This window comes from Microvenator marinus, assembly GCF_007993755.1.
GTDB lineage: Bacteria > Myxococcota_A > Bradymonadia > Bradymonadales > Bradymonadaceae > Allomicrovenator > Allomicrovenator marinus.
Genome location: NZ_CP042467.1, coordinates 5669938 through 5688957 on the forward strand (window position 1 = coordinate 5669938; position 19020 = coordinate 5688957).

Below are 19020 nucleotides of genomic sequence, written 5' to 3' on the forward strand. Positions count from 1 at the left end.
GAGATTTTTTTTGGAACGAGATTAGCAGTGTGTGGAGGGCAAGGTTGGTTTTGGCCCGGAGAATTGATGAACACAAAGAAGACAAAGCTTGATTGGGAATGGAAGGCGGCAGCCTCGGGATTTGTGTTTGCGGGCTTGGTCGGTGCCTGGATGCGCTATGCGATGTCCACAGGAAACTGGGCTGGCCTTGAGCTCGCCCACGTTCGGCACGCCCATTCTCACGTCATGCTCTTTGTGTGGGCTACTACCGGCTGGATGATCCTCTTGACGGAATATTTGGGACGTCTCGGCGCGCATATTGGCGGGTTTAGGCGCCTGATTCACTGGTCGCTGGGTCTTGGAATGGCGAGCTTCATTCCCTTTCTTTTTTGGGGCTATAAATTGGCTGAGATCGGCCCGGTTAGGATGCCGCTTTCGGTCATTATTTCAACGGCTCTGATGTTCGTTTGGTACGGGTTCGCCTGGGTGTGGAAAAAGCACCGGCACATCGTATTCGACCAAGGAACCCGCCTAGTTTTGGATATCGCGAATTTCTTCATGGTGGTTTGCACTCTTGGCGCCTGGCTTAGAGGCCTACTAGTGCCTCTTGGCGTTGACGACCCCGTATGGACGACCGGCGTTGTTCATATGTTTTTGAATACCATGACCGATGGTTGGCTCCTGGTGGGCCTTTTGGGCCTCATGGCCTTGTCAAGAAACGCAACGCTCACAACGCGCTTTCTTCCCGTCATGGCGGCAGGCATTCCGCTCAGCTTTCTGGCTGTGATTCATGGGCTCCCTTTGGAACTGCGAGTGCTCGGCGGACTTAGTTCCGTATTTTTTGTGTATGGGCTTCTGCGCACCTGGTGGCCGCTTCTGAAGCATGCCTCAAAGTTCTTGGCGTTGGCGCTGCTCCTGATGGCAGCGGCGCGCCTGCTCTACACGGTTCCAGACATTATGCACTGGGCAGACCGAAGCGGCGTGCGGATCCTCTTTCTACATTGGGTCTTTCTCGGCGTGTTATCGGTAGGACTCTGGGAAGTTAGAGATAGGCTGGTAGGTTCGCGAACGGCAAGTGCCCTCGCATGGACCGTGCCGCCATTGGTCCTCGGGATTTTGCCCGCAACCGCACTCTGGTCGGTCTTTGCTTCATTTTTGAATCTGGATGCGTTGGCGTTTCTTAGGGCGGGTCAAGTGGCCACCGTATTGACGAGTTTCGGTCCTGCTCTTGTGGTCTTCTGGGCATTGGTCCACTTCAAGAACTCGAATCAAAGGAGGGGACATGCCTAGAATCACACGAGTATTTCTTCGGACCGCGCTGGTCTTTTTTGTCTTGGGGCTGAGCCTTCTCTTGGCCGCGACTGTGGCCGGTATGCCGTGGGCCATGCTCCTCTTGCCCACATACCTTCACTATTTCACGGTTGGGTTCATGACCTTCATGATCGCGGGAGTGGCGCTTTGGATGTTCCCCAGATGGACCAAGGAAGCGCCGCGCGGCCCTGAATGGCTCGGTTGGCTGTGTTATGGACTCCTCACAGTGGGATTGGCATTGCGAGGCATTGCAGAACCTGCAGGCGCACTTGGCTGGCTTTCAATGAACGCAGTGGTGGTCTTTTCCGCAGTTCTTCAATGGATGGGGGGATTGATCCTCGTTGGACTCCTCTGGCCAAGAATCAAGGAGAAGGGATGACTCGACTTTCGATCATAGCGTTGAAGGTGGGGCTCTTGAATTTCGCCATCGGCTGGACGATGGGCGCATGGTTATTGGCTGCCAAAGGTGCACCCTACATTCATCCCGGGTTCGACCTTCTCCACGGTCATGTCTCGATGATGACACTCGGGGCGATGGCTCAAATTGTATTTGCGGTGGCGTATTGGATCCTTCCAAGGGATGGGCGAGAACGCCCGCGTCCCGGCTTTGCCGCTGCTTCGCTCGTGGTCTTAAACCTCGCCGCATGGGTCGGGGTTATGGTGCATTGGACACTGTATTCGATTGTCTTGGCGCTGATTTCGGCGCTTCTATTTCTGATTCACGCCTGGCCGAGAATCCGTCCTTTTGGGGCGGTCATTCCTAAGAAGAAGTCAGGCAATGGGAGGTTGGTATGAAAAACACACATCTACTTTTTGTGGTTCTGGGATTGCTGCTCAGCACCGATCTTGCGGCGGAGACACTGCCTAGCGTCACCAGAGACGAAGTGGCCGAGCCCGTCTTGAAGGTACACGCGAGCCTTCGTCCACGGCTGGAGTTGAGAACAGGACATCTCTTTGGCGAAGAAGCGGCCGACGTTCTTTACGGGCCCAAAGTCGACTCCATGGACCTCTTCTCCCAGCAGTCTAGAGTCGGGGTAAGCCTTAATCACGGACAGGTTCATTCACGTGCCACGGTGCAGTTTGCGCAGGTTTGGGGAGCTCCGGTGAATGCTCAGCTGCATCCTTTTCCGATTCAGCTCTATGAAGGATTCATCGACTACGCCTTCCTTCCGAACCTGAAGCTTCAGGCGGGGCGTTTTGAAATCGCGTATGGCGAGGAAAGGGTTCTGGGGTCTGTTGGGTGGAGCCAGGTTGGCAGAACCTGGGATGGATTGAGGCTCAAAGTAGGTTTTGGCGAGGATCATTTTGTGCACGTCTTTGGTGCTCGACATATCGATGGTGGAGCAGGAACTGAGGCCCTTGTGGGCGATGCGTATCTGAGCGGAGTCTACTCCCGGTTCGGCAAACTAGGACCGGTTGCCGAGCTTGACATCTATGCGTTGGCCGACACCCATTTTTCCGATTTTGACACCGACGCTGCGCATCAAGAGATGCTCTTCACCTTCGGAGTGCGGTCAAAGACAGTCGTAAACGCGTGGGACCTCGTAGTGGAGGGCGCCATCCAGGGGGGCACACGGTGTTTGCGGGATGTTGACGGTGCGTGTCTTACCGAAAGTCAGGATGCGTTTGCGTGGTTCGCGGAGGCTCAGAGTGGATACAAATTTGGGCAGACTAGAACGTTTGTCGGGGGATCTGTAGCCAGCGGCGACAATCCCGATACCGAGACAAACGAGGCCTTTGACCAACTCTATCCCACCGGACATGCGCACGTGGGCTGGATGGACTTCTTCCCTCGCTCCAACATCGTGGACATCTACGCAGGTGTGAACACAAAGTTTGAGTGGATGAGCTTCACCCTCAAACTACACGAGTTTCAACGTCTTGAGCCGGAAATGGTTCGATTGGGAAATGAACTGGACTTTCAGTTGACTCTGCCTCTCACCGACTCGGTGGCGGTGGATGCCGGAATGGGGTTGTTCCTTGCAGCTGAAGGAATGTCGGCGACTGAGGAGGCGAGCGGCCTCGCAACATGGACATTCGCGTCCATGCGATGGGCATTCTAAGGGCGCGCCTAAACCTGAGCTTTTTGATCCATTCGAGTGCTGCTAAACAAAGTAGAAATTCGAATGGATGAAAAATGCGAAATCTACTTCCTCTAATCTTCTCATCGATGCTCTTTGTTCCGGCAGCTGCTGCCGAAGACGGTGCTAAGCCGGAGCTCGAAATTCACGCCGACACACGTCCACGCCTTGAAGCCCGGTTTGGTCACCATTTCGGCAAAGAACTCGATAATCAACTCGTCACAGGCAACCAGCCGAATTCACGGGATGTCTTCTCGCAGCGCACGCGCCTCGGGGTGAGTTTGCCTGGCGAGGAGCTGCGCGCCCGCACCACAATTCAGTTTGCACAAATCTGGGGGGACGAAGCAGATGCTCAAATTGCTCCCTTTCCGGTCAAAGCCTACGAGGCGTGGATTGAGTACTCGATCAGGTATCACCTGGAGCTGAGGGCAGGGCGCTTTGAGCTCAACTATGGTGAGGCGAGAGTTGTTGGGGCACCGGGCTGGAATCAGGTGGGCCGTACTTGGGACGGCGTGCGTGTGCGAACAAGACTCATTGAGGATGGATTTGTAGACGTGTGGGCCGCTCGAAATCAGGACGGCGGGCCCGGCACCGAGTTCCTGGAGAACGACGGCTATTTCTCCGGAATCTACTCGAGCCTGAGAATGATTCCCGGAATCTCTGAGCTCGATGTCTATCTTCTTGCAGATACAAAACTGAGCGATTTCGAGTCAGATGCCGCCCATCGGAAGCTCCTCGGTGTGGCTGGTATGCGCCTGAAATTGGGCGACAAAAAGGCCAACCTAGTGGCTGAAGGCGCGCTCCAAGCCGGACAAATTTGCGTGCAGGATTCGGAAAGCCTGTGTACCTCAGCTACTGAAGATTTCACCGGTGGCATGTTTGAGATCGAAGGCCGCTACGTCCTTGGTGGCGTTCTGACAACTTACGGCGCGATATCTTGGGCCAGTGAAGACAACGACCCGGTCTACCCCAAGGGACATGCGCATCTGGGCTGGATGGACTTCTTCAGGCGCAGTGATCTGGCAGAGGCTCATGTGGGTGCGAAGTTCGACACCGGTTACACGCAAATTCACTTCAAAGCGCATGAGTTCTGGCGCTCCGACTTCGATTCCAGACTTGGGACTGAGTTGAACCTCGCCATCGGCGTCAAGCCGATTGGTGGACTGAGTTTTGAGGGTGGTGGCGGACTTTTTTTCGCGGATGAGGGCATGGTTCTTGACGGAAATCCTGACGGAACTGCAAGCTGGCTATACACCACAATGTTGTGGTTCTACTGAGGGTTAGGGTGCGACAATTTACCGCATTGTCCGCTCGTTGATTCGAATTTATCTTAGATTGGGGAAATTTCTTCGTTTTGTATGATCTACATCACTGCCGGCTCCTCGCGTGTTGCTAGGTTCCGTTCATGGCATGCAGCACACAGGAGGTCTGGCCATGACGAAAAAATCCCCACATCCCGCCCTAAAGGGCATTCTTCTCGCTCTCGTCTCAATGGGCGCATTCTACAGCGCAGACGCGCTCGCGTGCGATTCGTGTAACGAGGTCTTCCGTAAACAAGTCATGGCGGAGCGCTCCGATTCGCTCACGGGCAAAGACATGCTCCAGGCCATGGAAAACCAGAAGGGACTTCCTATCGGTAATGAGGTCAAGGGCAATGTGGTCCTTGCCCAGGCGGATATCAAGGCACCTAAGGCTGCCCCAACACAAGTCGCCTCAGTGACCCCAGACGCCAAAAAGCGCGTAGCTAAGAAGGGTGAGCTCAACCCCATTTTTGAAGGTGCGGATTTTATCGACATCATCGAGCGCGACGAGAACCTCTCCATTCGCACCACGAGCTTCGTTCCTCAAAACACCAAACCCGACAAGACCTTCACGATCGAACTCAATGAAGGCAAGACTTATATCGGACAAGGTGTGGTCTATGATGGTTTCCTCATGGACGGCGGTGTGCCTGGTCAAACGATCGTCGTGCAAGAAGGCGATATCGTCGAAATGAAGATCAAGAACACTGGCTCCGTGCCTCACGGGGCGTCGATTCACGCGGCGTACACCCAAACGTCAAAGTATGTGGGTAAAGTGCAACCCGGCGAGACCAAATCGGTGGTCTTCCGCGCGACTGTGCCCGGTGTGTACATGTATCACTGCGCGCCGGGTGGCCACGCCATCCCTATGCACGTGCTCTTCGGACAGTACGGAATGATGGTGGTTGAGCCTAAGGAGACCAAATACAAACTTGAGGAAGAGCTCGGCAGAAAGCCCGACATTAACCTCTACCTTCTTCAACACGAGTTCTACGCGAGCGGCGCCGACGCTATCAATGGCGACCTTCTCTACACGGCATTCAACGGAAAGGTATTCCGCTACGTTGAGGAGCCGATTGTAGGGCGCCCAGGCGACTACGTCCGAATTCACTACTTGAATATCGGTCCGAATCGCACCTCGACCTTCCATATTGTGGGTATCCTCTGGGACTACGCCTACTGGCAGGGGCACCCAGATAAGTTCCAATACGGCGGACAGTCCATTACCTCGGGCCCTACGGATTCATGGGTTGTGGAATTCAGGCTGCCACCGGACGAAGGCTCGTACTTGATGCTCGACCACGCCGTAGGCGCGACCAGTCGTGGCTCAATCGGAGTCATCGTTGCGGACGGCAAAGCAGAGCCCGGTCCTAAGACCTACCTCGCCGAAGCACCGGCCTATACCGAAGCTGAGAAGGCAGAGCAGATCGAGAAGGCGACACGTACGATTTCGCCTTTCGGAATCGGTAACGCTGAGGCTGACCGTCCGGTCTACTATGGCCCAGAGCAGAAGGAAGTGTTCGTCAAAATCATCGGTAACTCCTTCCATCCGAAAGTGATCGAAATCGAGCCAGGCACCAAAGTCACCTGGATCAACGAGGACGTCTTCACCTTCATGGCTGGCGAGTACTCAGGTATTCACAACGCCATTGGTATCAACGGTCCGGAGCGGTTTGCCACCCCACTTCTGGCGCACGCTGAGACAGCTTCTCATACCTTCACGACTGCCGGCGAGAACGAGTATATGTGCGCACCCCACCCGTATATGAAGGGTAAGATTATCGTGCGCCAACCTAAGGTGGTCGAGGAGCCCAAAGGTGGTTGTTCAACAACTGGCTCCCCTGCAGGTGCGGCTGGCCTCGTGCTCATCGCGCTTGGACTGCTCTTCGTACGCCGCCGAAACTAACCCCGTCTTGAACACTTTGGGTTAATGCGATACTTCAAATGGCTTCAAGGAGTCAGATGAGGTTAGCTTCAACCATACGCGGGGTTACCTACTCATTTAGGTCGATCAAGGAAGTACTCGCCAAGGCGAATTCGCATAAGTCTGGCGATGTACTCGCCGGTGTCGCAGCCCGCGACGCCGTAGAGAGAGTGGCAGCACGCGCCGTGCTCGCCGATGTGACTCTCGAAGAATTACGCAACAATCCAGTACTTCCTTATGAGACCGACGAGATTACACGGCTTGTCGAGGACGACCTCCACGAGCCTTCGTACGCGGCGATCAAGCATTTGACGGTGGGGCAGTTTCGAGAGTGGCTGCTCGAAACGAGCACGACCGGTGAGCTGATGCGCTCTATCTCGCGTGGGCTTACCCCGGAAATGGCAGCCGCGACCTGTAAACTCATGTCCAATATGGACTTGATGACCGTTGGGGCTAAGGCACAGGTTGTGGTCAGGGCAAACAACACGCTCGGCCTTCCGGGGCGCATGAGTTCTAGGATTCAGCCGAATCACCCAACGGACGATGTGCAAGGGATTTTGATCAGCGCCCGCGAAGGCTTGAGCTACGGCTGTGGCGATGCGGTGATTGGCGTTAACCCGGCTACGGATACCGCAGAATCGACTCGCGATATCCTGATGGCCTTGGATGAAGTCACACGCAAGAATCGCATCCCAACTCAGAATTGTGTCTTGAGTCACGTGACGGTTCAGATGGCCGCTTTGGACCTTGGGGCGCCGATGGGGCTCATGTTTCAATCGCTCTCTGGAACCCAGACCGGAAATGAGGCTTTTGGGATTTCAGTAAGCCTCATGGATGAGGCTTGGGCCAAGATGAAGGAGATGACGCCCACCAAAGGCCCGAACGTGATGTACTTTGAGACAGGGCAGGGCTCCGAGCTTAGCTCCGATGCGCATCACGGGGCCGACCAGGTTACCCTTGAGGCACGTTGTTATGGTTTTGCGCGCCGATACGACCCGTTTTTGGTCAATACCGTGGTGGGCTTCATCGGGCCGGAGTATCTGGAGGATGGTGCGCAGATCACGCGGGCGGCGCTCGAAGACCATTTCATGGGTAAATTGCTTGGCATTCCCATGGGCTGCGACGCGTGCTTCACCTACCATGCGCGTATGGGACAGGACGAACTCGAATGCCTGAAAGTGCTTCTCGGGTCAGCGGGCGTGGCGTTCCTGATGTCTTTGCCTGTGGGCGACGATATCATGCTTAACTACCAGTCGACCTCTTTCCACGACATCCCGAGCGTGCGTGGCCTTTTAGGCAAACGTCCGACTCCTGAGTTTGATGCGTGGTTGAGCGAGATGGGAATCTGGGACGGCGGAAAACCGGGCCCGAGATTCGGCGACCAAACGGTGATTCGATGAGTACCACACGCGACATGATCGAGGGTTTGAGACAGCGACTAGGGCATAGTCGTCCGCTCTCGCCGCCGAAAGCCGTTGGTAAGATCCCCGCGCCGCCGGCAAAGATTTTCCCACGTGAGGCACACTCGGATGCCTACGCTCTGGCTGCGGCGGAGCATACAACTGCATTGGTGGGTATCGGTCATGTTGGCACGCGCTATGCCACAGACGTGGTGCTTCAGTTTCAGGCAGAACTCGCGGTTGCGCACGAGGCAGTGGATGCGGTCTTGCCCGAAAATTGGGCGAAGGAGCAAGGTCTCCTCTCGTTAAACACGCGAGTCAAAGACCACCACGAGTTTTTGCTCCGTCCAGACCTTGGCCGCAGACTCAACGACGAGTCGCTTGAGCGGCTTCGACGAGAAGCCAAGCGGGGCGTAGACGTCCAGCCGATTCTTGCGGATGGCCTCTCTGCGGTTGCCTGTATGGGTTCTGGAATGACCTTGTTGGAGGCGTTTACCCGTGAGTGTGAGACGCGTGGCTGGAGCGTTGGAACACCGATGTGCGCCCGTTTCGCCCGGGTTTGGCTCGAAGATGAAATCGGGCAGGAAGTTCAAGCTAAGGTGGCCGTGATTCTGCTCGGTGAACGGCCAGGCCTTGGCACAGGTGACGGACTAAGTGCCTATATGGTGTACGAGCCAAGAATCGGTAAGACCGACGGCAATCGAAACATGATGTCCAACATCCATGAGCGCGGAACCCCGCCTGCTCAGGCCGCTCGAAGACTGGCCGTGCTCGCCGGCGCGATGATGGAGCAGAAGACATCAGGCGTGCCTCTGGACTTGAGTGGGCTTGTTGCAGAACTTGGAGAGGCGGCGGGGCGCGCCCACCGTGCGCCTCAAAAACGTGTGAGGTTGGTGACATGATTCTGGAACCTATTTATCCGAAGATCTTGAGTGTTCGCCGACTCCATAACGCCCATCCTTCGCTACTCGAGGCGTACGGCGCCGATCCTTCGAAACACAGCTCGTTGGGCCTAATCACCTGCGACCAGGACGATTCCACATATGTGGCGTTGGACGAGGCCACAAAGCACTCACCCGTTGACGTGGTTTACGCCAAGTCTTTCTACGCGGGGGCTGCTCACGCGTCCGGAAGGCTCTCTGGCGAGATTCTAGGGGTTATCGCGGGTGCAAACCCGGATGAGATCGAAGAAGGCCTTAAAGCGGCTATTAGATGCCTTGACCATGACGCTTGTTTTTACACGGCGGATGCGGACGGCACCATCGCGGTATTCCCGCACGTGATTTCGTCGCTTGGATACTACTTGTCCGAGCAAGCAGGGCTGAAATTTGGGGATTCGATGGCGTACCTTGTCGCACCACCCATGGAAGCCTCAATCGCGCTCGACGCTGCCCTTAAAGCGGCAGATGTGCGTGCGGCCAAGATCTTCCCACCTCCCACTGAGACTAACTTCGCAGCCGCATGGCTCACCGGCGAGCTCCCCGAATGTCAGGCAGCGGCCGAGGCGTTCGCCGAGATGGTCGTTCGGGTCGGCATGAACGCCATCGAACAACTCGGTTAAGTCGCGCGTCGTTTGGCCTTCTCGGCCGCCAGTACTTGTTGGTGGTCCAAATGGTCCGTAGTCTGTGACCAGGCCAAGAAGTCATCGTAGGAGCCACGGTAGTCAGTGACGCCGTTTTCGGTAATCTCCACGATCCGCGTGGCGAGACGCTGAACAAACCAGCGGTCGTGCGACACAAAAATCATGGCGTTGGGGTACTTCTCCAAACCTTCGGCCATGGCCTCGATGCCCTCAAGGTCAAGGTGGTTCGTAGGCTCGTCGAGTACCAGAACGGTGGGTTGCTGGATACCGATTCTTGCGAACGCAAGCCTCGCAAGCTCGCCACCCGAAAGGTTGCCGACCTTTTTCTCCACGTCGTCGCGGGTGAAAAGAACTTCGGCAAGTTTCCCGCGCACAAAGCCTGTGCTCTGGTCGGAGCAAGATTTCCAAAGCCATTCGATGAGCGAGAGCTCGCCATCAGCCTTCATCTCGGCATGATCCTGCGAGAAATAACCAGGCTCCGCAGCATGCCCCCACTCAACCGTTCCTTCGTCAGCCGGGTACTCGCCCATGATAATCTTGAGCAAGGTAGACTTACCGATACCGTTCGGGCCGATGATGGCCATACGCTCGCCGCGCAGGAGCTCAAGGGTCACGTCCTCGAGGACTCGGTTTTCGCCGAACGATTTTGAGACGTGCTCCACCGTCAGCGCGACCTTGCCCGTGTCGCGTGCCGCAGGGATGTTGAACGTGGGATACATCCTGGAACTCTGAGCAAGAATCTCGATATCGATCTTTTCGATCTGCTTGACTCGGCTCTGAGCTTGACGCGCCTTGGACGCTTTGGCTTTGAAGCGCGCAATGAATTCTTTCTGGTCTTGAATGAAGTCCTGCTGCTTCTGAATCTCGGCTTCTTTGCGGTCGCGGTCCCCTTTCTTGGCGTCTTCGAACGCGTCGTAATTTCCGGGATAGAGCGTGACCAGCTCGTAGTCGACGTCCACGATATGCGTGCAGATCGTGTTCAGGAATCGCTGGTCGTGAGACACGACAATGGCGCATCCTTTGTAGTCCAAGAGGAACTTCTCAAGCCAGGCGATCGAGACGATATCCAAGTGGTTTGTTGGTTCGTCAAGAAGGAGGATATCGGGATTGCTCGCGAGCGTTTGAGCGAGAAGTACGCGGAGCTTGTAGCCACCGCTTAACACCGAAAGGGGCTGCAGGTGCTTCTCTCGAGGGATGTTTAGGCCTTCCAGAATATCGGCTGCGCGCGACTCGAGGGTGTAGCCATCGTTGGCGATAATGACTTCCTCGAGCTCTCCGTAGCGGTCCACATCAAAGGCTTCAGGGTCTGTTGCGCACGCGGCGAGCATCTTTTCTTTTTCGTCGATCGCCTTCCAGAGCTCCGGCAGACCCATCATCACCACGTGAAGGATGGGTACCTTGTCGTACTTGAAGTGATCTTGGCCGAGTACACCAACGAGCTTCCCCTTTTGGATGGTGACCGTTCCGTAGGTGGACTCCTCTTGGCCAGCAATAATGCGCAGAAGGGTGGATTTTCCCGAGCCGTTTGCTCCTACGATTCCGTAACGCGAGCCCGCGTTGAAAATCATGGTTGTACCGGCGAAGAGGTTGCGTGCGCCGTGGCTAACACCGAGGTCTGTCAATGAAATCATCTGTCTTCCGAGCGTCCAAATAGGTCGGGCGACGGTTTACACGGAAGTACTTAGGGTTTCAATCCGAGGTTTGGTCTGCCAAAGTAGTTGGGCCTAAATAGGAGAGTGTATGAAGATCTGGGTCGATGCAGATGCAACCCCAAACGCAATCAAAGAGATTCTGGTTAAGGCTTCGTGGAAGCGCGAGATCGATGTGGTCTTTGTGGCGAACCGATGGATGGAAAAGCCGAAATCGAGTCGAGCCTCCGCGGTGGTGGTGTCGGCAGGAGCCGACGTGGCCGACGACCATATCGTAGAAGAGCTCGAAGCCGGCGACCTCGTTATCAGCGCCGACATCCCGCTCGCCGCGCGGGTTGTGGAGAAGGGGGGCGAGGTTTTGACGCCTTATGGGAGGGAACTGGACGAGGAGAACGTCCGTGAAGCCCTTAGTTTGAGGGATTTTCAGCAGGAATTACGCGACCAAGGCGTGCAGGCAGGCGGGCCGCCACCTTTTAGCGAGTCGCATAAGCAGACGTTTGCGAACGCTTTAGACCGCTGGATTACAAAAGCGAAGCGTTAGTGTGGCAAATCTTGCATAATTAATTCCTTTTTTGCACGATTGTTGCTCGTGAGCGAGGCCCATGCCCAGAATCCAACTACGGTTATCGATGTGGCGGCGTAGATTGTGGTAAGAGTATATGCGAATATGGCTTCCATAGAACCTCCGTAGAGCGCATGAATAAGCGCTCCAGTTACAATATTGAGTTTAGGTTCTCGGATGGAATTGTGTAGAGTGTGAATCGTCTAGACTCTCGTTCCAATTTGGAATGAATAATCTGGAGGATTGATGATTGACCTCTTTGAAGCATTTGTTTTGGTGGCAGAAAAGGGCTCGTTTGCCGAAGCTGCACGTGTGCTCGACGTGGTTCCATCCACCGTGAGTAAGAAGATTTCGCAGCTTGAAGACCACTACCGAGTGGCCCTGATGCAGCGAACGACGCGGCAGTTGAGTTTGACCCCGGAAGGCGAGCTTGTACTCGATGAGGCCCGAGAGATTGTGGGTCGCGCCCATAACTTGGAAGAAAAACTGCGCGACACACTGGAAAACCCAGGCGGGACCTTGTCCATCACGACCATCCCTTCGTTTGGGCAACTCCACCTCGCGCGTCTCTTGCCAAGATTTCATCGGCAATATCCGGAAATCAGAATCCACCTGACGTTGACTGAAAAAGTCGTGGATTTTGCAACCGACCCGCACGACGTGGCCATTCGAATGGGAGTTCTGCCCGACAGCGATATGAAGGCCCGCAAACTTGGCAATAATCTCTACTATCTCTGCGCGAGCCCTGAGTACCTCGAGAGGAGCGGCCGCCCCAATAGGCCGGCTGACCTCGAGAACTTTTCGTGCATGACTGACTTGACCTATCCCGCGCTTCGCCAGTGGATCTTCGATACTCCTGAAGGGCGAGTGGTGGTGAACCCAAGGGGGCCGTTGCAGACAGACGACCCGATTGCACGCTACTACGCGACGCGAGGCGGGATGGGGATTGGAGCGCTCCCAGCCTACGTGATTCGTGGGCCAGTGGATCGAGGAGATCTCGAGGTTCTATTCCCTGAATACCCACTCGATATTGGCGAGGTTTGGGCTCTGCACGCGCCTCGTGAAGTTGTCCCGAGAAGGATTTCGCTCTTTTTGGACTTTGCGGTACTAGAGCTTCAGATTCGGATACGGATTAAATGAGGGGCGCTCGACCTGCAGATGGCCGTATCCCGTCATGGTGTGGCAACGGTTGCAGTTGGAGATTGCCGTATCATAGGCGGCCTCAAAGGCTTTCATGTCCTTCTTAGCCACAGCCTCTTCCATCGCCTCAAAGTGCGGATAAAGAGTCTTTTGGAAGTCCTCTCCCACCACAACTTTGCCTTCGACCACATTCTCCTCTTTCAACTCCTCGCCGATCTCTTCGAGCTCGTGGGTTTGGTACTTCACCATCTCGGCATTGCCCGCCTGTCCCGCGTACCAGATATGCGAGAATCGCGTTGAAATCGTGAACATGGTCTTTCCGAGCTCGTAATGGTGGTCGTGCTCCTCGGCGTGGTGCTCAGCGTGCTCTGGCCCGTCACCCACCGGGGCTTCAGTTTGAGCCTTGGGTTCGGAGGACTTCGATTGACACGCAAGAGTTAGGGAGATTAGCAAGATGGCGAGGAATTTCATGAGTGACTCCACAGGTCTTTAGTGGGTGGAGGGTGCTCTAATTGATAATGATTGTCAATTTCGTAATCGAATTGGCCCGGACCCAGATTCATCATGCAAGAGAAACATATCAAGATTCGCGTTGAGCAATGCCTAGCCCTTGCCAAAGCTTCAAATTGTCCGCGCCGGAAGTTCGGTGCGTTGCTCCTCGATCCGCTGCGAAACGTCATTCTTATGGATGGTTACAACGGCGGTCCAAGAGGCGGCGGCCATCTGTGCGGCGATGAAGTTTGTCTGCGTGACACGATGGGTGTGCCATCTGGACAACGCATGGAGGTTGGTTGCCATCACGCCGAGATGAACGTGATCTGCAACGCGGCGGCAAGCGGAGTCCCGTGTAAAGGTGCATGGCTCATCGTCACCGGCGAGCCTTGTATCCTTTGCGCGAAACTGATTCACCACGCGGGCATCTCAAAGGTGCTCGTGGTCGAAGGTGGGTACATGGGAGAGAACGGCGTGGCGTATCTTCGCGATCATGGCGTCGGTGTGGACACTGTGGAAGGACCGCGCGACCCGCGTTTGGGCGAGCTTGTGGATGATGAGCCAACAACCGAGAGTTGAAATGACCGAATTCGATATTGTTATTTACGGAGTCAGCGGGTTCGCCGGAAAGCTGGTGGCTGAATACATGGTCCGGTACGCCCCTAAAGATTTAGCCTGGGCCGCGGCTGGCCGAGACGAAGCCAAGGTGCGTGCGGCATTGGACGACGTAGGCGCGGCATCTAGCGTGCCAGTCATTGTTGCCGATTCCAATGACGTTGAGTCACTGCATAAGATGGCCAAAGCCACACGTGTGGTGTGCTCTACCGTTGGTCCTTATGCACGATACGGCTCCGGCTTAGTGGCTGCGTGCGTGGACGAAGGCGTGGACTATTGCGACCTCACGGGCGAGGTTCATTGGATGAGGCGGATGATCGACCGCCACCACGAACGAGCCGAGGAATCTGGCGCTCGAATCGTTCATACCTGCGGCTTCGACTCCATTCCTAGTGACCTCGGGAACTTGTTTGTCCAAGACGCCTTCAAGAGGAAATTTGGGCGTTATGCCAGTGAGGTTCGGTTCTACCTCAAGGTGGCAAAAGGTGGGTTCAGCGGCGGCACGGTGGCCAGCATGTTGAATCTAATGGAGGAAGCCAGCGAGAACAAAGAAGTGCGCCGAATTCTGGTGAACCCCTACAGTCTTAGTCCCGGTGACAAAGGCCCCGATGGGCGAGACAGGATGGGCGCTGAGCACGATGCGCGTGTCGGGCAATGGACCGCGCCATTTCTGATGGGGTCGGTCAATACGCGCGTGGTGCGACGTTCGAACTTTTTGATGGACCACGTTTGGGGAGAGAACTTCTCCTACGACGAGAGAATGCTCACGGGCAAAGGCCCCAAGGGGGCAATCGCCGCGGGTTCGATCAGTGCAGGAATGGTTGGTTTTACCGGGGTGGCAGCGATTGGCCCAACCCGGAATCTACTCTCCAAGTTCTTGCCTAAGCCCGGTGAAGGGCCCACACCCGAGCAGATCGAAAAGGGCTTCTACGAAGTGCTTTTTGTGGCGAAAGATGGTGATGATGAGCTTCAGGCGAAAGTCGCAGGGAAGAAAGACCCGGGCTATGGCGCGACCGCCCTTATGTTGGCTGAAAGTGCTATGGAGCTCGCTCAAACTGAAGGCAACGGCGGGGTGCTCACGCCCGCATCAAGCATGGGAGAAGGCCTCATTCAAAGACTTCAATCCGCCGGGATGGTCTTCGAAGTCCTCTGATGGCGAATCTTTAGTGCCACCAACAAGATTGCCCCAAGGGTTGGTGGCGCGAAGCCTGCGATAAGGCCCGGAGCCGGTGAATCCACGGTGCTGATACTGCCGGCCCATGCGCCGATGAACGCAAAGGGCGCGTTGGTGGCTAAGAAAATCGGCAAATACCTGAAGTAGCGAAGTTTTGAGACGCCCGCGATAGCACTCAGAGCTTCTGGCATCATCGGAATGGTGCGGCAAAAGACAAACGCCCAGATGCCGTACTTATGCGCCACAAACGCAAGGGGTTTCGCGAGATCCTTGGGTAAGAGCCTCTGTCCACCGAACCGGGAGAGCGTGTAAACGGCCGTGCCCGCACAGCCGATTCCTATGGTGGTTACTGTGCCTCCTAAAAGCGTACCGAGAACGTGGCCCGCAAGGATGGCTGTAGCCATGGTCGGAATGGCGAGCAAGCTGTCGATGGTCAAGAGAAGGATGACCCCGAGCGCGAACTCGGTCCGGTGCTCACTCAGCGTGTTAACCCACGCTAGCAAAAACTCACGGTTAGAGACCCCGAGCACGCCTCCGACTGCCGCAATGGCGGCAAAACCCAAAAAGGTCAGCACCAAGAGTTTGAAGAGTCGTTTCCACGGAATTGGGTCTTGATCGTGCAGGGTATTCTCTTGTGCGCTGGGTTCACTTCTTCGATTCTAGCAGCTTGAACGATGACTCTGCGATATAGAAAAGCATCCTTTGAGTTGAACGGTGTTGTATGGCGCGAAAATTAAAGAAATCGAGAGGACCGGACCTTCGTTGCAAGTGTGGCTCAGGCAAAGAGTACGATGTTTGCTGTGAACCTTTTCATCAGGAGTCGGAGTTTGCTTCAAGCCCTCTGGAGCTTCTGAGAACACGATATTGCGCTTATGCGGTGGGGGACGCCGACTATATCATCAAGACCACCGACCCCGACGGGAGCGCGTGGTGGCATGACGAAGCGGCCTGGCGCGCGCACACACGTACCTTCTCAAAAGGCGCAAACTTTCTGGGCTTTCGGGTGATTTCCGAAGATATTGGAGAAGAGCGCGGAACATTGAAGTTCAAAGCCTTGATCAAACAAGGTGCAAAAGACATTTCGATGGTCGAAACCAGTCAATTCATCAAAAAGGACGGCCGATGGCTCTATCACAGCGGTATTGTGCACTAATTCTCCTGGGTGCGGCCTTCGGTTGGTCGGAAGCTGAGGCGCGAGATTTTAGGGTCGACCAGATTCCACACGGGTCCAAATTTGGCTGCACGAGTTGTCATCAAACGGCGAGTGGTGGAGGAAATTTTACGCCGTTTGGGTCGGCAACCGTATCGGCGCTAGGTGAGGGTCTAGTCTCTCAGGCTGATATCGACTGGTCTAGATTGGCGTCGCTGGATTCTGACCGAGATGGCTTCACGAACGGCGAAGAGCTCGGTGACCCGGACGGATTCTGGGAAATCGGTGACCCGGACCCTCCGGGGACGTTCACCCATCCTGGGAATGACAGGTTGCACCCGCCATCATCGTGCGGTGATGGCCGAGTTACACCTCCCGAAGAGTGTGATGGCGAGAACTTCGATCGAAGAACCTGCGTGACGCTCGGTCTCGATGACGGCGTGTTGGTCTGCAATGAAGATTGCAGTTTGGACCGTAGCGGCTGTGGAGCTTCAGGGATGGAGCCCGCTGAGACGGACATGGGCCAGCCCGAGGTAGACATGGGCTTTGAGGTTGACCAAGAAGGCGACGAAGGCTGCTCGAGCGTTGGAGGGAGTGCGTCTTGGGTTTTGCTTCTTTTTTTCGGCCTTCTGGGGCGGCGTTCCAGGTATAAAAAAAGACCCAGATCTTGAGTTAGATCTGGGTCTTAAGTCTTTGCTTCCTAAGCGGCCGAGGCCCGCTTGTAGGTCTTAGTCGATGGTCACGTTGATCGTGTAGTCCACGGTTCCTGGTGACTCGTAAGCCCGAACTTTGATGAAGTGAACGCCTGCGGTAAGCGCGACTCCGGCAGCGACTTCTGGGTTATCAGTTGAGGACCCGCTTGCTACGGAGCCAGCCTCAATGTCGGCTTCGTAAACTCGGAAGTCGATATCGGTGTCAGGGTCCGTCCACGTTGCTGTCACGGTAACTGTGGCGTCTGCGTCGAGTGTGAAGGTGTACCAATCAGCCTCAAGAGCGTCTTCATCGGTACAGATCTTTGCGCTGACTTCGGTGGCAACGGTGAGTGTGTTTGCGCCCAAAGCTCCGTCGTCTCCGTGCTCGTTAGCGTCGTCGTCCACGCAGGAGTCTACGATGCCGCACGCAGCGGCAGCGCCCGATCCGATACATACTGGGTTGGTTGCGTCGCAATCGCTGTCTTGGAGGCATCCAACGCAAAGGCCGGTGGCTACGTCACAGATACCTGCATCGCCTGTGCATGAGGCGTTGTCGGTGCATGGGTCAGTTGCATCAGCGCGAAGAGTGTAGGTGATTGCAGCCGCACCATCATCGTCCAAGGTTTCGAAAGGCGTGACTATGAAGTAGTAGTCGCCGGCTGGGAGGAGTTCCACAAACGACTCTCCGCTTGGAGGGTTAGCCTCTTGTGAGCCAGTGATTGGCACAGCATCAGCACCAAAGACGTAGAAGTCGATGTCGTGGTTGCCTTCCCATGCCAGGGTAGCGCTCACGGTTTGATCTGTCGCCAATGTAAAGGAATACCAGTCGACGTCACCCGTGGTAGTTCCCGAGCACATTCCGCCGGTCACGTCGGTGCCGAGCGTGTAGGCTGTTGCAGTGGTTGGGTGGTTGTTTGGCTCGTCTACATCACCGGTGCAGGTTTCGATTGCGGTACATGCGCCTTCCACACAGAGTGGCAGGTCAGATCCACAGTCGAGGATTCCGAGACACTCAACACATGTCAGGGAATCGCTGCAGAATGGTTTCGCTTCGTCGGTGCACTCGTCGTTTGTGGTGCACTCAGGAGTGGTGTCGAACGCGAGGCTGTCTACACACCACGTACCGCCGTTGGCCACTGGAGTGGAGCGGAACGTGTTCTCGTCGATCGTCACTTCGCGAAGTTGAAGGCCACTGACCTCGCCGATGACGGCGCGATTTTCTTCGTCGTATCCAGTGAACTCAATTTGACCAGCTTCGGCGAAGTAGACCTTTGCACAGCCTGTCTCCTGCGAGCACTGCTCAAAAATGGTTACGCAAGTTTGGCAAGTTTCGTAGTTCTGATCGGCAGGGGTTGAACCGATCATATAGGTACCAGGGCCGACAAGCGGGGACGGCGCATCTCCACCCACTTCTGGGTAGAACTCAACGCTCAGGATGTTTAGAGGCTCGTTTTCCGATGACAAGAACTGAAGGAAATGGCTTCCGTCATCTTCCTCAAACTCGGCCACGACCGGAGTAAATCCGTTGGTCTGACACACAAACTCGTTGTTGTTTGGACCCGTCGTGTTGGTCTGGTTGTTGGTGTTGGTTTGGTTGTTGGTGTTGGTTTCGTTGTTCGTTTCGTTGTTGGAGTTGTTGGTGTTGTTTTCACCGGTGGTGTTGTTGGGGCCCGTCGTATTGTTGCCGCCCTTACCACCGTCGTCACCACAAGCTGACCCAAAAAGTGCCAGCGCAACCATTACGCCATAAGGTGTCAATTTCTTCATTTCGTTTCCTGTCATTTGTTGGACCACCAGCCGGCCCATGTCTATTTTGGTGGCAGGACCATTGGGGATTTGCAAAAAAAAGTCAAATCGAATCTGAAGCCTAGTCCCTAGGTGCCCCTCTCGGATGTGCCTAGAGAAACCAAATCCTTTAATCGGTCACGAAATATGAATGAAGTGTGGTCAATGGAACGGGGTTAGGCT

At 55.4% G+C, this 19020-nt stretch carries 19 protein-coding genes; 15 read left to right on the forward strand and 4 right to left on the reverse strand.

Annotated features, from left to right (window positions below; all coding sequences use genetic code 11):
- Positions 1 to 66 precede the first annotated feature (66 nt).
- From FRD01_RS23345 to eutL, 9 genes are all read left to right on the forward strand, one after another.
- Entirely contained in the window at positions 67 to 1269 is a 1203-nt protein-coding gene (locus FRD01_RS23345) for a hypothetical protein (RefSeq protein ID WP_146963516.1), read from the forward strand.
- Complete coding sequence (locus FRD01_RS23350; RefSeq protein ID WP_146963518.1) at positions 1262 to 1669, forward strand: hypothetical protein; 408 nt, start codon at positions 1262 to 1264, stop codon at positions 1667 to 1669. Before FRD01_RS23345 ends, FRD01_RS23350 begins: the two co-directional genes overlap by 8 nt.
- Complete coding sequence (locus FRD01_RS23355; RefSeq protein WP_146963520.1) at positions 1666 to 2085, forward strand: hypothetical protein; 420 nt, start codon at positions 1666 to 1668, stop codon at positions 2083 to 2085. The genes FRD01_RS23350 and FRD01_RS23355 overlap by 4 nt, the downstream gene beginning before the upstream one ends.
- Positions 2082 to 3353, forward strand: a complete 1272-nt coding sequence (locus FRD01_RS23360; protein ID WP_146963522.1) for an alginate export family protein — start codon at positions 2082 to 2084, stop codon at positions 3351 to 3353. The genes FRD01_RS23355 and FRD01_RS23360 overlap by 4 nt, the downstream gene beginning before the upstream one ends.
- 74 nt (positions 3354 to 3427) lie before the next feature.
- Complete coding sequence (locus FRD01_RS23365; protein ID WP_146963524.1) at positions 3428 to 4648, forward strand: alginate export family protein; 1221 nt, start codon at positions 3428 to 3430, stop codon at positions 4646 to 4648.
- Between the two features lie 157 nt (positions 4649 to 4805).
- Entirely contained in the window at positions 4806 to 6578 is a 1773-nt protein-coding gene (locus tag FRD01_RS23370) for a plastocyanin/azurin family copper-binding protein (protein WP_249755856.1), read from the forward strand.
- A gap of 56 nt (positions 6579 to 6634) precedes the next feature.
- A complete protein-coding gene (locus FRD01_RS23375; protein WP_146963526.1) occupies positions 6635 to 7996 on the forward strand; it encodes an ethanolamine ammonia-lyase subunit EutB in 1362 nt (453 codons plus the stop codon).
- Positions 7993 to 8898, forward strand: coding sequence for an ethanolamine ammonia-lyase subunit EutC (eutC, locus tag FRD01_RS23380; protein ID WP_146963528.1), 906 nt, complete (start codon positions 7993 to 7995; stop codon positions 8896 to 8898). Before FRD01_RS23375 ends, eutC begins: the two co-directional genes overlap by 4 nt.
- Positions 8895 to 9557, forward strand: coding sequence for an ethanolamine utilization microcompartment protein EutL (gene eutL, locus FRD01_RS23385; protein WP_146963530.1), 663 nt, complete (start codon positions 8895 to 8897; stop codon positions 9555 to 9557). Before eutC ends, eutL begins: the two co-directional genes overlap by 4 nt.
- On the opposite strand, the gene FRD01_RS23390 is transcribed toward eutL, so the two are convergent.
- On the reverse strand, positions 9554 to 11209 hold the full coding sequence (locus FRD01_RS23390) for an ABC-F family ATP-binding cassette domain-containing protein (RefSeq protein ID WP_146963532.1): 1656 nt from the start codon (positions 11207 to 11209) through the stop codon (positions 9554 to 9556). The two genes, eutL and FRD01_RS23390, sit on opposite strands and share 4 nt — an antisense overlap.
- A gap of 109 nt (positions 11210 to 11318) precedes the next feature.
- On the opposite strand from FRD01_RS23390, the gene FRD01_RS23395 reads away from it, so the two are divergent.
- Both FRD01_RS23395 and FRD01_RS23400 read left to right on the forward strand, forming a co-directional pair.
- Positions 11319 to 11768, forward strand: a complete 450-nt coding sequence (locus tag FRD01_RS23395; protein ID WP_146963534.1) for a YaiI/YqxD family protein — start codon at positions 11319 to 11321, stop codon at positions 11766 to 11768.
- A gap of 267 nt (positions 11769 to 12035) precedes the next feature.
- Positions 12036 to 12929, forward strand: coding sequence for a LysR family transcriptional regulator (locus FRD01_RS23400; RefSeq protein ID WP_146963536.1), 894 nt, complete (start codon positions 12036 to 12038; stop codon positions 12927 to 12929).
- On the opposite strand, the gene FRD01_RS23405 is transcribed toward FRD01_RS23400, so the two are convergent.
- Positions 12897 to 13400: a hypothetical protein gene (locus tag FRD01_RS23405; protein ID WP_146963538.1), complete on the reverse strand. Its 504-nt coding sequence runs from the start codon at positions 13398 to 13400 to the stop codon at positions 12897 to 12899. The genes FRD01_RS23400 and FRD01_RS23405 overlap by 33 nt on opposite strands.
- Positions 13401 to 13493: 93 nt before the next feature.
- Here FRD01_RS23405 and FRD01_RS23410 point away from each other — a divergent pair, with 93 nt between their 5' ends.
- Positions 13494 to 14000, forward strand: a complete 507-nt coding sequence (locus FRD01_RS23410) for a deoxycytidylate deaminase (RefSeq protein WP_146963540.1) — start codon at positions 13494 to 13496, stop codon at positions 13998 to 14000.
- Position 14001: 1 nt separating this feature from the next.
- Entirely contained in the window at positions 14002 to 15189 is a 1188-nt protein-coding gene (locus tag FRD01_RS23415) for a saccharopine dehydrogenase family protein (protein WP_146963541.1), read from the forward strand.
- Here the strand turns inward: FRD01_RS23415 and FRD01_RS23420 are convergent.
- Positions 15156 to 15773 carry a TVP38/TMEM64 family protein gene (locus FRD01_RS23420; protein ID WP_146963543.1) on the reverse strand — a complete coding sequence of 206 codons (618 nt, stop codon included), beginning with the start codon at positions 15771 to 15773 and terminating at the stop codon, positions 15156 to 15158. The genes FRD01_RS23415 and FRD01_RS23420 overlap by 34 nt on opposite strands.
- 158 nt (positions 15774 to 15931) lie before the next feature.
- On the opposite strand from FRD01_RS23420, the gene FRD01_RS23425 reads away from it, so the two are divergent.
- Positions 15932 to 16363, forward strand: a complete 432-nt coding sequence (locus tag FRD01_RS23425; protein ID WP_146963545.1) for a YchJ family protein — start codon at positions 15932 to 15934, stop codon at positions 16361 to 16363.
- On the forward strand, positions 16333 to 17031 hold the full coding sequence (locus tag FRD01_RS23430) for an MYXO-CTERM sorting domain-containing protein (RefSeq protein WP_146963547.1): 699 nt from the start codon (positions 16333 to 16335) through the stop codon (positions 17029 to 17031). Before FRD01_RS23425 ends, FRD01_RS23430 begins: the two co-directional genes overlap by 31 nt.
- Before the next feature lie 57 nt (positions 17032 to 17088).
- Here FRD01_RS23430 and FRD01_RS23435 read toward each other — a convergent pair whose 3' ends face one another.
- On the reverse strand, positions 17089 to 18819 hold the full coding sequence (locus tag FRD01_RS23435) for a PPC domain-containing protein (RefSeq protein ID WP_249755857.1): 1731 nt from the start codon (positions 18817 to 18819) through the stop codon (positions 17089 to 17091).
- Positions 18820 to 19020 lie beyond the last annotated feature (201 nt).

Excerpts from the sequence above, each read along its gene's own strand:
- FRD01_RS23405 (WP_146963538.1), bottom strand. The coding sequence starts at position 13,400 with ATGAAATTCCTCGCCATCTTGCTAATCTCCCTAACTCTTGCGTGTCAA.
- FRD01_RS23415 (WP_146963541.1), top strand. The coding sequence starts at position 14,002 with ATGACCGAATTCGATATTGTTATTTACGGAGTCAGCGGGTTCGCCGGA.
- FRD01_RS23345 (WP_146963516.1), top strand. The coding sequence starts at position 67 with ATGAACACAAAGAAGACAAAGCTTGATTGGGAATGGAAGGCGGCAGCC.
- FRD01_RS23400 (WP_146963536.1), top strand. The coding sequence starts at position 12,036 with ATGATTGACCTCTTTGAAGCATTTGTTTTGGTGGCAGAAAAGGGCTCG.
- FRD01_RS23395 (WP_146963534.1), top strand. The coding sequence starts at position 11,319 with ATGAAGATCTGGGTCGATGCAGATGCAACCCCAAACGCAATCAAAGAG.
- FRD01_RS23430 (WP_146963547.1), top strand. The coding sequence starts at position 16,333 with ATGGCTCTATCACAGCGGTATTGTGCACTAATTCTCCTGGGTGCGGCC.
- eutL (WP_146963530.1), top strand. The coding sequence starts at position 8,895 with ATGATTCTGGAACCTATTTATCCGAAGATCTTGAGTGTTCGCCGACTC.
- FRD01_RS23365 (WP_146963524.1), top strand. The coding sequence starts at position 3,428 with ATGCGAAATCTACTTCCTCTAATCTTCTCATCGATGCTCTTTGTTCCG.
- FRD01_RS23350 (WP_146963518.1), top strand. The coding sequence starts at position 1,262 with ATGCCTAGAATCACACGAGTATTTCTTCGGACCGCGCTGGTCTTTTTT.
- FRD01_RS23425 (WP_146963545.1), top strand. The coding sequence starts at position 15,932 with ATGGCGCGAAAATTAAAGAAATCGAGAGGACCGGACCTTCGTTGCAAG.
- FRD01_RS23390 (WP_146963532.1), bottom strand. The coding sequence starts at position 11,209 with ATGATTTCATTGACAGACCTCGGTGTTAGCCACGGCGCACGCAACCTC.
- FRD01_RS23360 (WP_146963522.1), top strand. The coding sequence starts at position 2,082 with ATGAAAAACACACATCTACTTTTTGTGGTTCTGGGATTGCTGCTCAGC.
- FRD01_RS23435 (WP_249755857.1), bottom strand. The coding sequence starts at position 18,819 with ATGAAGAAATTGACACCTTATGGCGTAATGGTTGCGCTGGCACTTTTT.
- FRD01_RS23370 (WP_249755856.1), top strand. The coding sequence starts at position 4,806 with ATGACGAAAAAATCCCCACATCCCGCCCTAAAGGGCATTCTTCTCGCT.
- FRD01_RS23410 (WP_146963540.1), top strand. The coding sequence starts at position 13,494 with ATGCAAGAGAAACATATCAAGATTCGCGTTGAGCAATGCCTAGCCCTT.
- FRD01_RS23375 (WP_146963526.1), top strand. The coding sequence starts at position 6,635 with ATGAGGTTAGCTTCAACCATACGCGGGGTTACCTACTCATTTAGGTCG.
- FRD01_RS23355 (WP_146963520.1), top strand. The coding sequence starts at position 1,666 with ATGACTCGACTTTCGATCATAGCGTTGAAGGTGGGGCTCTTGAATTTC.
- eutC (WP_146963528.1), top strand. The coding sequence starts at position 7,993 with ATGAGTACCACACGCGACATGATCGAGGGTTTGAGACAGCGACTAGGG.